11 protein-coding genes and 4 pseudogenes are annotated in these 13,532 nt (G+C 65.3%); 7 read left to right on the forward strand and 8 right to left on the reverse strand.

Translation table 11 applies throughout. The features are described from left to right. Positions 1–204, reverse strand: a 204-nt coding sequence (locus tag ACF08N_RS36890) for a transposase family protein (protein ID WP_392329096.1), incomplete at its 3' end; no start/stop codon positions are given. A gap of 1 nt (position 205) precedes the next feature. Then, a complete protein-coding gene (locus ACF08N_RS36895; RefSeq protein ID WP_392329097.1) occupies positions 206–367 on the reverse strand; it encodes a hypothetical protein in 162 nt (53 codons plus the stop codon). A gap of 93 nt (positions 368–460) precedes the next feature. Between ACF08N_RS36895 and ACF08N_RS36900 the strand changes: the two are divergent. After that, a pseudogene (locus ACF08N_RS36900) lies at positions 461–794 on the forward strand (transposase family protein); the annotation flags it as partial. Between the two features lie 33 nt (positions 795–827). On the opposite strand, the gene ACF08N_RS36905 reads toward ACF08N_RS36900, so the two are convergent. From ACF08N_RS36905 to ACF08N_RS36920, 4 genes and pseudogenes are all read right to left on the reverse strand, one after another. Continuing rightward, entirely contained in the window at positions 828–2,015 is a 1,188-nt protein-coding gene (locus tag ACF08N_RS36905) for an IS110 family transposase (protein WP_392329106.1), read from the reverse strand. 135 nt (positions 2,016–2,150) lie between these two features. After that, positions 2,151–3,584, reverse strand: coding sequence for a group II intron reverse transcriptase/maturase (gene ltrA / locus ACF08N_RS36910; RefSeq protein WP_392329098.1), 1,434 nt, complete (start codon positions 3,582–3,584; stop codon positions 2,151–2,153). A gap of 771 nt (positions 3,585–4,355) precedes the next feature. Then, entirely contained in the window at positions 4,356–4,754 is a 399-nt protein-coding gene (locus ACF08N_RS36915) for a hypothetical protein (RefSeq protein WP_392329099.1), read from the reverse strand. Between the two features lie 23 nt (positions 4,755–4,777). Beyond that, positions 4,778–5,599 (reverse strand): annotated as a pseudogene (locus tag ACF08N_RS36920) (IS5 family transposase). Positions 5,600–6,048: 449 nt separating this feature from the next. On the opposite strand from ACF08N_RS36920, the pseudogene ACF08N_RS36925 reads away from it, so the two are divergent. Continuing rightward, positions 6,049–6,351: pseudogene (locus ACF08N_RS36925) on the forward strand (transposase); the annotation flags it as partial. A 220-nt stretch (positions 6,352–6,571) separates the two neighbouring features. Here the strand turns inward: ACF08N_RS36925 and ACF08N_RS36930 are convergent. Further along, on the reverse strand, positions 6,572–7,216 hold the full coding sequence (locus tag ACF08N_RS36930; RefSeq protein WP_392329100.1) for a hypothetical protein: 645 nt from the start codon (positions 7,214–7,216) through the stop codon (positions 6,572–6,574). Between the two features lie 1,526 nt (positions 7,217–8,742). Here ACF08N_RS36930 and ACF08N_RS36935 point away from each other — a divergent pair. The 4 genes from ACF08N_RS36935 to ACF08N_RS36950 all read left to right on the forward strand — a co-directional run bounded on the left by ACF08N_RS36935 (position 8,743) and on the right by ACF08N_RS36950 (position 12,638). Then, positions 8,743–9,621, forward strand: coding sequence for a transglycosylase family protein (locus tag ACF08N_RS36935; protein WP_392329101.1), 879 nt, complete (start codon positions 8,743–8,745; stop codon positions 9,619–9,621). A gap of 224 nt (positions 9,622–9,845) precedes the next feature. Beyond that, the gene (locus ACF08N_RS36940; RefSeq protein WP_392329102.1) at positions 9,846–10,088 is read left to right on the forward strand and encodes a hypothetical protein; all 243 of its coding nucleotides are present in this window, start codon (positions 9,846–9,848) and stop codon (positions 10,086–10,088) included. Between the two features lie 440 nt (positions 10,089–10,528). Beyond that, positions 10,529–11,749 carry a saccharopine dehydrogenase family protein gene (locus ACF08N_RS36945; RefSeq protein ID WP_392329103.1) on the forward strand — a complete coding sequence of 407 codons (1,221 nt, stop codon included), beginning with the start codon at positions 10,529–10,531 and terminating at the stop codon, positions 11,747–11,749. A 400-nt stretch (positions 11,750–12,149) separates the two neighbouring features. Further along, positions 12,150–12,638: a hypothetical protein gene (locus ACF08N_RS36950; protein WP_392329104.1), complete on the forward strand. Its 489-nt coding sequence runs from the start codon at positions 12,150–12,152 to the stop codon at positions 12,636–12,638. Between the two features lie 291 nt (positions 12,639–12,929). Here the strand turns inward: ACF08N_RS36950 and ACF08N_RS36955 are convergent. Continuing rightward, positions 12,930–13,240 (reverse strand): annotated as a pseudogene (locus ACF08N_RS36955) (IS5/IS1182 family transposase); the annotation flags it as partial. A 55-nt stretch (positions 13,241–13,295) separates the two neighbouring features. Here ACF08N_RS36955 and ACF08N_RS36960 point away from each other — a divergent pair. Continuing rightward, positions 13,296–13,532 (forward strand): transposase (locus tag ACF08N_RS36960; RefSeq protein ID WP_392329105.1); only part of this gene is annotated, 237 nt, incomplete at its 3' end.

Raw genomic sequence — 13,532 nt, forward strand, 5'->3', positions numbered from 1 at the left:
GCGATCGACACCGAACCAACAGGCAAGGACGTCGTGGGTGACACCGTGCCGAAGATGAACAAGGGCGGCCAGCAGCCGGTCGACGAACACCAGCTTGTACCTCGCTTTCTTCCACAGATGCCGCTCGTCCAGGGTCCCGAACCGCACATCTCCGCGTTCAAGGTCGACGTGGATGGGCCAGCAGTCCAACAGCTGCTCTCTCACATCACCGCGAGGCGAGGTGCTGCACAGAGTTGTAAGGCACGATCAGGAGCCCATTGTTCTCGCGGATTCGCTCTGTGTCGATGGCAAGAGGCGGCTCGTCATCGTGCTGGCTATTCGCGAGAAATGCCGCCGCGAGCTGCAGGGCTTCGTCCTGCTCCATCATTCGTCTTCAGTCCGTCGGCTCGACGAGGCACCCTAACCATCCTGCGATGATCTTCACGTGGCTGGTGTGATCACGGCGCCGGAGCCGTCCTAAATGGCCCCCTTGAATGGGCTGTGCCCGCGGAAGTTCGCCAGGCTGATCACCGCGTCGCGGCGTGAGGGTGCCGACCCGGTCCGCAAGGGCAAGCCCTGGTGACCACCGCTGGAGGACCGAGTCCTGTTGGTCGCGCGTACTGGCGCACGAATCTGCCCCTGCGGGAGTTCGTCCCGCTGTTCGGCATCTCGAAGTCCGCGGCCGACCGCATCATCCGCCACCTCGGGCCGTCATTTGCGCTGCAGGCTCGCAGGCGGTTCCGCAGGGGCACCGTGCTGATCGTGGACGGACCCTGCTTCCCACCCGAGACCACGAGGTCGCCGGGCAGTCGAAGACATCTCATGTCGCCGGCAGGTCAAGTTTGTGGTCAGGCTGCGAGGTCCAGGGGTGTTGTGAAGGCACGATCGGGGTCGAATAGCGTGCGGTGCTGCAGGCAGTGGTAGAGGCAGCCGAGCAGTTTGTTGAACAAATTCCTGAGAGCTGCGGTGTGGCGTTCCCCGCCAGCTCGACGTCGGTCATAGTGGGTGCGTGGAGCCGGGGTGCGGAGGGCTGCGAAGGCCCACATGTGCCCAGCCGAGGCCAACCGTTGGTTCTTGACGGTTCGGGCCACGACGATGTGGCTGCGGCCGGAGGCCCGTGTAACGGGGGCCGCGCCGGCGTATGCCTTCATGGCTCGGGCGTCCGCAAAGCGTCCGCGGTCGTCTCCGATCTCGGCGAGGACGCGTGCTCCGGACAGCACGGACAGACCTGGGAAGCTCGTGATGATCTCGGCATCTGGGTGCACGAGGAATGCTTCTTCCGTCGCCACTGCGAGCTGGGCAACGCTGGTGCAAGCGGCGTCGACCTGCCGTATGAGCGCCGTTGCTTGGTGCCCCAGGGCCTGTTCGACCTGCGGCAGCTGACGGAGGTGGTCCGCACGGAAGATCTCCCGAAGCCGCTCGGCCTCGGCTTCGATTCCGCAGCGTGGACGCTCGCCGCGCTTGAGTAGCGCGCGCAGCTGGCTGCGGGTGAGCTTGGCGGCGTCGGCCGGCGTGGGTGCGGCCGCCAGAATCACGCGGGCGCGTGGCGAGTCGAGTCCGGGTTTTCCGGGGCCGTGAAAGGCGGTGAGGGCGGCTGGGTAGTACTCGCGCAGGTGTGAGCGGAGCCGGTTGATCATCTGCTGCCGGTCCCAGATTGCGTCCTGGTGAGCGCGGGCCAGCACGGCGACGGCCTGTCCCGCTTGGCTGTCGTCGGGCAACGGTCGGTGGGCGTGCCGGTCGGTCCGCAGGATGTTGGCCAGGATCCGTGCGTCGGCTGCGTCGGATTTGGCTCGGGAGACGCTGGCGCGATCGCGATAGCGGGCGGCGGCAAGTGGGTTGATCGCGTAGATCTGGCGGCCGGTGGCCCGCAAGCAGGCGACAAGGAGCCCCCGCGGGGTCTCGATAGCGACCGGGATTGGGTCCTCCACGGTGTCGCCGTGCCTGGTCAGTAGTTCCATCAGCGCGTGGAAGCCGCCGCTGTCGTCACTGATACGCAGCTTGGCCACCTGGGCTCCGTTCTGGTCGACCAGGGCTATGTCGTGGTGGGGTCGGCGCGGAGCGCGGTGCCGGGATTGCTCCCGGTCCGTTTCTCCGCGCCGCCCTCCCGAACCGGACGTGCGAGTTGGCCCCGCATCCGGCTCTCCACAAGCCCCGTTGAGCCGTTGTTCTCCTCAGCTCGTTGCGCTGGGCCAGGGAGACGGGATGATCGTCCCTCGGGGGCGGTATCGCGTGGTGACTACCGATCCCGGGTTGAACAGGACAACGTGCCCGTCTCGCGGCCACCATCCGCCGTCGCAGAAGCGGCGGCGGAGTTCCTTCCACCCTGCCTTGGGGTGCTTGCGCCGGAGCCATCCGAAAACCTGACGCCAGACGATCATGCGCAGGTATTGGAAGGCCCGGGCGGACACCCCGGGGCGGAAGTAGGCGGTCCAGCCCCGCAGCACCTGGTTGAGCCGATGCAGCAGGACTGCCAGCGACAGGCTGACGTTCATCCGACAGAGCGCCTTCGTCTTGGCCTTGATGGACCGAAGTGCCTTCTTGGCCGGGTAGTTGTAGACGTACTGCCGGTCAGCTCCCCGCTTCTGGTGACGCTGGATGCGCCAGCCAAGGAAGTCGAGGCCCTCGTCGATGTGCGTGATCAGCGTCTTCTCCTCCGACAGCCGCAAGCCGACGATGGAGAGGACCTCCGCCACTTCGGGAAGCAGTGCTTCCGTGTGAGCTCGGGTGCCCGAGACCAGAATGACGAAGTCGTCCGCATACCGGATCAACCGGTAGTTAGCCAACCCCTTCTGGCGCCGGGTGAACCGTCGCTTCGGACTGGTCTGCGGCCCGCCCTCGATCTGGGTGAAGTGCTCGTCCAGGACCGAGAGGGCCACGTTGGCCAGCAGCGGCGAGAGAATCCCGCCCTGCGGGGTGCCAGTGACCGTCTCCTTGGAGGTGCCAACCTCGGTGAGGATGCCCGCCTTCAAGAACGCCTTCACCAGCGCGAGCACGCGCTTGTCCCCGATCCGAGCCCGCACCCGGTCCATAAGAGCCGAGTGCGAGATCTCGTCGAAGCACGCCGTGATGTCGCCCTCCAGCACCCATTCATAGGTCTTGGATGCCAGAAAACGCGTCTCGGCCATCGCATCATGCGCCCGCCGGTTGGGGCGGAAGCCGTACGAGCACGGCGCAAAGTCCGCCTCGAAAATCGGCTCCAGCACCAGCTTCAAGGCCGCCTGGACCACCCGGTCGGCCACGGTCGGAATCCCAAGGCGCCGCCGCTTGCGCGACCCCGGCTTGGGGATCATCCGCTCCCTGACCGGCACCGGACGGAAACTGCGGGACTTCAACTGCTCCCGCAGCCCGGCGAGGAACTGCACCTCGCCGAACCGTTCCCGGACGAAGGAGACGGTCATGCCGTCCACTCCGGCCGAGCGTGCGCCCTTGTTCCCCACGACCCGCTCCCACGCCATGGCCAGGAACGCGGGATCACAGACGAGGTTGTACAGATCGTCGAACCGACGATGAGGATCGTCGTTCGCCCAACGGTGCAGCTTGGTCTGGATCTCCAGTACCCGCCGCTCGGCCCGAAGCGAGCCGGGCGGCAGATCACTCGTATTCACCAGCGGTCTCCCGGTATTCCAGTACTTCCACCACCGACTTGCTGGCCCCCTTCGCCATGTGGCCGGCTTTCCCGGCCTCGGACTACTACGGGGCCTCCGTCCCGCCCGGTGCCGTCAGCTGACGACGTGCCTGTCCTTCCGCCGCGCTGGCTGCGCGGGGTGAGGACGACACCGGACGGTTCCCACGTTCACCTGAGAGTCGATCGACGGGTGAGGCGCCCAGCTCTACCCCTGCGGCATCGCCACGACTACGCCGCAGACATTCACCGTGGCCTCCAGGCCGGGTCAAACATTTACAACCTGGAGTTCCCCGCTCCGCACACGAAGCAGGGACGCACCGCGACCAGCCCATATCCGCCAGATTCGAGCTGGTGGGCCGTTAAGGGGCATCGGGCACTGGTTTCTCTCGTACACCTTCCCGTCTTGCTAGCCGGCCCCGCGCCATCTGGCAGTTCTGGCACGTCCCGGCGTTGTCAGGGCTGCTCCCACCCTCCCCGGCGTCTCCCGGATCAGGCTGCCCTCAGCTTCACCCGGCCGCTGCGACGGCCAGGAGGCGGAGGTCTCTCACCTCCGCTCGACTTCAAGCGCCTCGTGGCGCACGTGCCCTTCCGCCCAGTCGATGCCGCAGAAGATCGCGCTCACCTTGCACCTCCGCATCAACCTGCAGGTCGGTCCTGTGCGGAGCACGCGGCGCTCTGAGTGGGCGGTTCGTAAGGCGATGTCCTTTTCTGGCTGAGGTGGGAGCAAGGCGGCTGGTGGAGGTTGTGTCGGCTATTGCTTCCGGGCGAAGTTGCCGGTGTCGGCCTCGGTGAGGATCCCGAGTTTGACCAGGCGTTTCAGCTTGGCGCGGGTGCCTTCGACGTTCTTCGGCAGCAGTTCGTGGCCGAGGGCTTCGCAGACGTCCTTGGCCCGTAGCGGCCCGGTCGCGTGGTTGAAGGCGGCCAGGATGCGGGGGTAGTCCGGATGCTCGGGCAGCTCCGGCGCGACGGCCGGGAGCCGGTCGGCGAGACCGGTGACGGTCTTGCGGGTGATCGTGAGGTGCTCCAGGTGCATCTCGGCCTCCCGCAGCCTGGTCTGCAGGTCGTCGATCTGTGCGCGGAGTTCGTCGGCCAGGGTCCGGGCGGCGTCTTCCTGGAGGTCCAGGGCGTCGAGCAGGGGCCGGAGGTTCACGCTGGCGCCGCCTGCGGCTCGCGCTAGGTGGGTGCGTTCGCGCCGGTGAGGCGTCGGGTCATGACGTGGGTCATCGCCCAGTAGACGCGGGAGGCGGAGGAGGATGAGCGGTGCTCGTAGTCGCGGACCAGGCGCCGGTGCAGTATCAGGATCCCGTAGGTCTGCTCGACCCTCCACCGCTTCGGCTGCGGCACGAACCCCTTGACCTGCGGGTCGCGTTGGACGATCTCGACGTCGATCCCCAGGCCGGCGCCGTGCATGACGACCTGGTTCTTGAAGCCCTGGTCTACCAGGGCTTTGCGGACGCTTCCGCCGGCGTGCTCGGCGACCTGGTCCAGCAGGACGATGCCCGCGGCGTTGTCGTGGGTGTTCGCAGCGAGGACGACGACCGCGATGACCAGGCCGAGGACGTCCACGGCAAGACCCCGCTTGCGGCCGGGCACCCGCTTGGCCGGATCGTGGCCGCTCGTGGAGGCGGGGACCCCGGCGGCCACATGGACACTCTGGGTGTCCAGGACCACCAGGGTCGGGTCCTCTCATCGCCGGGCGCGTTCGCGGACCTGGCAGCGCAGGAGTTCATGGATGACCTGGTCGGTCCCGTCGTCCCGCCAGGCGGCGAAGTAGTAGTACGTCGCACTCTTCTGCGGCAGATCATGCGGGAGATAGGTCCACTGGCAGCCGGTCCGCCCCTGGTAGAGGATCGCGTTCACGATCTCCCGCATGTCGTAGGCGCCTTGGTGACCGCTGACCGAACGGTGCCGGTCCTTCCACGCCGTGATCACCGGCTCGATCAGAGCCCACTGCTCGCCCGATAAGTCACTCGGGTACGGCTTGCGTTCACTCACCCGGCCAAATCAGCAGATCACCAACCGCGGACCGGCAGATTCCGTCCCGCCGCCACACGATCAGGCGACAGCAGATCCCATCAAAGAATCACGAACCGCCCACTGATAGAAGTGCTCGAGGCACGCCATCTCATGAGCCGTTCGTGTCTCCAGCTACCGGCAGGGACCTCGGTCTGCTGGAGAGCTCCTGGGCTCGCGAACTGCTGAGAGGTCGGCCCCTGTCGGCGGGCTGGTGAGATGAAACCGGTGATATCCGAGCTTCTGCCGGGTGGGACCGGTCTTTGACGAGAGATCAAGGTCCCGGAACTACCGAAGGTCTCCGCCCGGCAGGGCGCGGGCGAGGCGGAGCCGGTCTGAACACGGGGATCCAATCCCAGAATGCCGGCAGGTCTCCACCTCGCCTGGCGGCCCTTGCGCTCTCGCGCTCGGGCTCACCGATGACCTATTAGAACTACCGGTACTCCACCAACCACCAGGTCGTAATTGACGCCGATACTCGCCTCGTCGTGGCCGTTGGCCCGGCCCGTGCCCGGCCACCGCAACGACTGCACGGCATCGGAGCTGTCCGGCGGGGAGACCGCGATCGACAAGACCAACGGTCATCGCGGGCGGCAGCTACCGGGGTACCGGCCTGGTCATCCGCCACCGCCGCGAACGAAGCCAGGCCGATCCTCCCGGCCTGGAAGGAGGAGCACAACGCCTCCCACCGCAAGGTCCGAGCTCGCGTCGAGCACACCCTCGCCCGCATGAAGAAACCTGGAACTGTCGGTTGTTTCATCAGCTCGGCGAACGCGCGAACGTGGTGGGCGGCGGTCGGTTGCAGGGCATCGGGCCAGCATTGCCTTGAGCTGCTGGGCCTGGTCGTCGGAGAGACGGTCGGGACGGCAGTGAGCCAGCTGGTCACGTTCCGCACGGACGATGCTCTGCGGGGCGTCGTGCGGGAGTTCTGGCGGAGCTTGGCCACGTAGACCTTCACGACGCTCTCGCCGCCGAGGTAGCCGCGCTCGCGGACTTCCTCGAACAGTCAGCGGCGACGGTGCAGCCCTCGGCCCACCGCCGGTGGAGGTAGGGCTTGTAGGGGTCGACGATGCTGGTGCGGCCGGTCCACCGGTCGACCAGGAGATCGTCCGGGTCCGCGGCGTGGGACGATGTTGAGGGCCAGCTGGAGCCAGCAGACGATCGCGCGCAGTCCGACGCCTCGGCCGAGGAGGGCATGGACGGCCGTGTGCCGGACGCGGTTTGAGAGCCTGCCGGTTGTCCGCGGTCGGCGGGAGAAGACGGTTCGAGGTTCGCGTTACCCATGTCCGCGGCAACCCTGGCGGTGCGGCTCACGCAGCAGAGCTCGGTGCTGGACGACCGTCTTCTCGACACCTCAGCCAGGTTCGACCAGATGTGCCACTGGACCGCGACATGGATGGCATTCGGGGCGCCGAGCCGTCCGGCCTCGGCATCGGCCGTGGAACGGTCCCTGCACATCACGTCGACGTCGGGATGCTCGCCGAGCGACCGGACGACTGTCGACGTCGTCCGGTCCGGCAACAGATGGGTTTCGATGTAGATCAGGATCGTGCTGTAGTTGTGGCCTTTGCGCAGCGTAAAGTCTTCCGCGCCGAGCACCCGCGGTGTCGAGTTCTCGGGCTCAGGCAGGCGACCTGCTCACCCCGTCCGCCAGAGCCTGGGGTCAGGCGGGCACTGGACGGCCGGCCAACATCACCGCCACGCGCTCCAACACCCTCTGCAGCCTGGCGCTGCGTCTGCCGTGCCGGACGGTCACTCCGTCGACCTGCTCGGCGAACGTCGCCTGCCCGCAGGAACGCTGGTGACGGCGGAATCGCTGCACCTGTAACTCGATCAGTACCGGGCACCCGCCGACCGCATTGTCGGCGAGGCGACGTACGTACCGGCTGTGCACGCGACGACACCGACCCGCACGCCGTACACGCGGCCCCCTCCGCAGCGGTCGGAGCCCGCACGGCCACCAACTCTCCCCGTCGGCCACGATGTTTTCAATCACGACACCGTCGACCTAGTGGAACCTCAGGTCCTGGAGGAGCACATCGCCACGGCCGTTCATGATCGCGGCTTCGCTGCCCTCCGTGGCCCTGGCAATGGAAGTGATCCAGGACCACAATTCAAGCGCCGCCGACAGTCATCCGACGCTGGTGTAACAGCGTGGTGTTGAGAGTGCGGTCCGCAAGCCCGTGATGGGGAAAGCGGCGTTCTGTGTACACAGACCAGCCCCATGGCCCCGCCTGATTCGTCTGCCGGTGTCTCTTGCTTTCTATTGGGGTGCCCCTACGCGGCATCACGCGACGCCGACGGGACCCTTCGCGAGTCGGCCAGCCATCGCAGGGGCGTGTCCGTCCAGGCCCTGATCTCTGCGCTGCGACGGTGCGCGTGACTCGGATATACGGGCGGCATAAGCACTCAAGCCACAAAGTACCTGGTCGGGAGGCTATTACTCGCTCAACAACAGGTAGGAGTTACTCAGGTCCCCGGCTACCTGACCAGGTGTCCTGGATGAGCAGACACCTACCCCCCCCGCACGGGATCTGCTCCCAGAGGAAGTGATCGCATGAGTGCCTACTCCTGTATGCGGCAACGTGACTGTTGCGAGCCTGCCTGGCACGGCCCTCCTGCTACACGCCCGCGGGTGAGTAAGGCAGTGGGCGGCTTAGGTTCCCAAGATGGCTCGTATCGTCCCCCCCAACGAGTGCGAATTTCGTTCCTGCCTGACAGTCCCCAGCGCTCGTCGCGCCATGTCAATCGACGGCCAGATCAGCGCAGTTGCTGAGCGACGCGAGCTGTACGTGGGCTGGTTCTGAGAAGAGACCACCCGCACAGCGCTCTATTCATCAGCTGTCCGCGATGGCAATGCCCGCCCTGATCGGCCAAGCCGGGTAGCGCCTGCTGCGGAGCAGGCGTGGGCTCCGTCGTGCCCTCTTGTGAACCCGCCGCCAGGGCTTCGAACCTGCACACACCTACCTGCCGTGATCTTCACCCAGGGACCGAGCCGCTCCGTGCTGACCCCTGCCGCTTGCTGCAATTTCGAGACAAGGAAAGCCCCGATGCCTCACTTGTATGCTCCTCTCCGCCGCTCAATGCGCCGCCCGTTACTCCCAACTGCTCTCATCGCTGCAACCATGCTTCCACTGCTCCTGGCCCCCGTAACTGCTTCCGCCGCCACTGTGGAGGTCTGGGAAAAGGTTGCCGCCTGCGAGAGCAGCAACAACTGGACAATCAACACGGGCAACGGTTACTACGGGGGACTGCAATTTGCTCCCACCACCTGGGCCGAGTTCGGCGGGCATCTCTACGCTCCTAACGCACACCAGGCCACCAAAGAACAGCAGATCGCCATCGCCGAGAAGGTTCTGGCCAGCCAGGGCACAGGTGCGTGGCCCCACTGCTCCGTCGTTGCTGGTCTGACACGCAACAGTGAACCCGCAGAGGGTACGTCCGACGAGGTGGCTGACGTAGGCGATGCGGTCCAGGAAGACGTTCGGAACGACTCAGAGGGTGCCACGACCGCTGTCCAGGACAAGGCCAAGGCCACGACCGCTGTCCAGCCCAAGGCCAAGGCCACGACCGCTGTCCAGGCCAAGGCCTCCGAGAGCCGTCAAGCCAGCGCCCCCGTTTACGGTGCCGTGATCACTACCAGCTACCGGCAGGCAGGGGCTTGGGCTGCGGGATACCACACTGGTGTGGACTTTGCCGTCCCGACTGGTACTCCAGTCCAAGCCGTCAGCGGCGGCACCGTTGTTTCTTCGGGCTGGGCCGGCGCGTATGGCAACTCCATCGTCATCCGCCACACAGACGGCATGTACACCCTCTACGCCCACCTTGCCAGCACGACCGTCACCGCCGGTGAAACCGTTGACTCCGGTCAGCGCATTGGTCTCAGCGGAAGCACGGGCAACTCAACGGGGCCGCACCTCCACTTCGAAGCCCGCACCGAGAACAGCTACCACGCTCACACTGACCCTGTCGCCTACCTCCGTGGCCTCGGAGTCTCTCTCTAAGAGCGCCCGCGCACCCTCACTCGGGAAGAGCACCAGACAGAGCCTGGAGAAGTAGCTCGTACTGAATATTTTGCCCATACCGTCAGTCAGTTGCACCCGAGAGCCCATGCACGCTCGGACGCGTACCTCAGGCACTGATGACGAAGTCGCCCGGGCCTGTAGCCAAGCCGAGAGTCATCCGCCACAGCACACAGTCCCATCCCGTCAGCCACGAGGAGTTCACCATGAAGAACGACCAGGACCGCCCCCTGACGAGGCAAGACCGCTGTGACCGATGCCAAGCCCAGGCCTACGTTCGCGCCGTCCTGCCCCAGAGCACCGAACTCCTCTTCTGCGTCCACCACTTTCGTCTCTACCGAGCAGCACTTGAAGGCATGGCCACTCACATTCACAACGAGAGCCACCAACTGCTGAGCCAAGCCGACCAGCGTCCCCAATGGTCGGCAGCACGAGACGCCGAAAGTTGAACGCATAGGCCAGGACCACGGCTGAACAAGGTGGCAGACGCTGGAGCGGTAGGCCAGGAATACGGCAACGGTCAGCGTCATGTCCCTCGCCCCGGGGCATCTTCTCGTCCGCAAGCCGTGAACAGAGGCAACCCGGCCAGACAACTGGCCATCCAGGCAGGGCTCAGCCGGTGACTAAGGAGAGCAGCCAGCTCCAGGCTGAACCGCAGGCGCATGTGCGGGAGATGCAGTGCCCAATACCGACTGCAGGCCAGCCTCCCACCAAGATCCGGCCGAGAGGACGTCAGCAGGTCCATGCCGCGCCGCACCTGACGGCCGTCGGCGCGCCTCCGCCAGGGTTGGTCCGATCTACCGAGTTCCGGCCCTGATCGCGAGTAGAGGGGCCGTGTCAGATCACAAGAAGCCGAGGCACAAGCCTCACGACAAGGAGACTGCCTGTCATGCGTGTACTGCTTGTAGGAGCCGGCGGTGTCGGCACTGCGATCACCCGGATCGCGGCACGCCGCGCGTTCTTCGACCACATGGTTGTTGCCGACTACGACCCCGGGCGCGCCGCAGCGGCCGTGGCCTCCGTTGCAGATGCAGAGGAACGATTCACCAGCGCACAGATCGATGCCAGCGACGAAATCGCCGTCACGGCCCTGCTCAAGGAAACCAGATCTGACGTCCTGCTCAACGCCACAGATCCCCGCTTCGTCATGCCATTATTCAACGCTGCACTGGCAGCAGGCGTCCACTACATGGACATGGCGATGTCCCTTTCCTACCCGCACCCCGAACATCCCTATGAACAGTGCGGAGTCAAACTGGGCGATGCCCAGTTCGAACAGGCCGGAGCCTGGGATAAGGCACGGCGCCTCGCCCTCGTGGGCATGGGAGTGGAGCCGGGATTGTCCGACGTGTTCGCCCGCTACGCTGCGGACAAGCTCTTCGACGAGATCGACGAAATAGGAATCCGGGACGGGGCGAACCTCACCGTCGACGGCTACGACTTCGCCCCCTCGTTCAGCATCTGGACCACGATCGAGGAATGTCTCAACCCGCCAGTGGTGTACGAGTCCGGCCGGGGGTGGTTCACGACTGAGCCGTTCAGCGAAGGCGAAGTTTTCGACTTTCCAGAGGGGATCGGACCGGTCGAATGTGTCAATGTCGAGCACGAGGAAGTACTGCTGATTCCTCGTTGGGTCGACGCGCGACGGGTCACTTTCAAATACGGTCTGGGCGACGAGTTCATCAACACACTAAAGACCCTGCGCAGGCTTGGTCTTGACCGGACGGCGCCGGTCAAGGTAGCAAGCGACCTGGGCAATGCGCAGGTCTCCCCTCGGGATGTGGTCGCAGCTTGCCTCCCTGACCCTGCGACGCTAGGAGAGCGAATGCATGGCAAGACATGCGCAGGCACATGGGTCAAAGGCACCAAGGATGGACAGCCCCGCGAGGTGTACCTCTATCACGTGGTTGACAACCAGTGGTCTATGCGCGAGTACGGCTGTCAGGCCGTGGTCTGGCAGACCGCAGTGAACCCCGTCGTTGCCCTTGAACTTATGGCTGCTGGCACCTGGGCTGGAACGGGGGTGATGGGCCCTGAGGCATTCGCACCTCAGCCGTTCCTCGATCTCCTGACCGAATACGACTCCCCTTGGGGGCTGCGCGAGCAGTGACGGCAGCGACCACGTACGGCACAGCCGAGCGGTGCCCTTAGCGGCCACACGCTCAGATGCTCAGTATGCGCGGATGTGGAGTGTCTGGCCTCGGAAGGACACTCCACACTCCATCGCTCTGGCATGCTCCCGGATCGCTGACCTCTCGCTCAGCGTCCGCACCCTGCCGCGGCAGCTTCGTTGGCGTCGCCCACCAGTAGGTGCCGAGTCAGGGGGTGGCGACTGGGACGGGTCGGGCCCAGCGCTCGCCCGCGCACGTCCGGCGGGAGCTCTCTGTGCGACTGCCGGAAAACGACTGCAGCTCATGCCGCTACAGGAACCGCACCAGGCGCGCACCACGCAAACTTTTCCTTCCGCCGACGGCCGATGCTGATGCTCTGCAGACGCAGCAGGAGAGAACATGCACCCGGACACCTTCCTGAAATGGCTGACCCGAGCGGTACTCGCGGCAGTTGCAGCCGTCGTGGGGGTTGTGGGTATCAGGACCTTCGTCATCTACGAAGACGCAGACACCAACCCGCTGCACGACATCGTCAACCGCTATCCGGAGTCAGCGAAATCGGATGGCACGGACACCAACCCGCTGCACGACGTCGTCAACGGCTACCTCAACACGGCGAAATCAGGCGGAGTTCTCTCCGCGTACTACGGCACCTGCAGCGAAGGCCAGCAAGCCACGCCACATCAGGTGATCCAGAAGGAAGGCAGGGCCTTCCAGCACAGGATCTCCGGATCAGTCGAGAGCGAATGGAGCGCCATCGTCAACGTCAGCATTACAGGACCAGACGAGAGCCCGACCGCCTACACCGTTGATCTGCAACGCGTAGGGAGCCGATGGCTCGTGTGTGGCGTAGAAGCCGGCAGCGTTCACTTTGACGGCCTAGGATGACACCAAGCGGAACAGGCCCGTCATGGGTGCGATGTATCGCAATCTCGGACGACAGCGTCGAACACCCCTGCCTTGTGGATACTGAATGTTCGAGGTCAGGGTGTGACGTCGTGGAGGCCACTATGAGTGGCGGGGTGGGGTGAGTGAATGTGCACTTCTTGGCCAGGGTGAGTCCTGAACCCGCACTGCGACCCGCGCACTCTCCGCAGAGGGACGGCTGCGCCATCCCGCCATCTTGAGTGCTGGCCCGTCTCAGGCGTGGCCGCCGTGGATTTCAGTTTACTGATTGCATCATAATGAGGTTCCGAGTCGCCTCAAGCCGAAGAGGCTGTAGGCGAGTTGGAGAAGCGCTTGGTGGAGGGTCGGCGCGCATTTCGTAGCGGATCCGGAGGTTTGAAGGCGCGCTCGACGACCCAGCGGTTTCTGCCCGGCCCGGAGCTTGTGCGGGCGCCCCCGGCGGGCGATCTTTGGTGTGATGTCACGAGTGCGGAAGTTGCGGCGGTATTTGTCGAAGCCGTGGCCATAGTCTGCGAAGAGCTGCGTGGACGGCTGCGTGGCCTGCCGCGGAGGCCGCGGAAGGGGGCGTCCAGCCGCGGCAGCAGTCAGGTGGCATTAGGGTCCGTCTTCAAAGATCATCGGATGGTGGATCATGGTTGGGTGATACGTCGCCATGAACTCACCGATCAGGAGTGGGAGTTACTTGCTCCGCTGATACCGCGGGCCTCCACCGGGCGGCCACGTGTTGAGGACCGGCAGGTCGTCAACGGGATGGTTTACAAGATCCGGACAGGGATCTCCTGGCGAGACCTGCCAGCCCGTTACGGGCCGTGGAAGACGGTGTACACCCGCTTCCGCCGCTACGCCCTGGACGGCGTGTTCACCCGAGCCCTGCAG

Source organism: Streptomyces sp. NPDC015127, assembly GCF_043080095.1.
GTDB lineage: Bacteria > Actinomycetota > Actinomycetes > Streptomycetales > Streptomycetaceae > Streptomyces.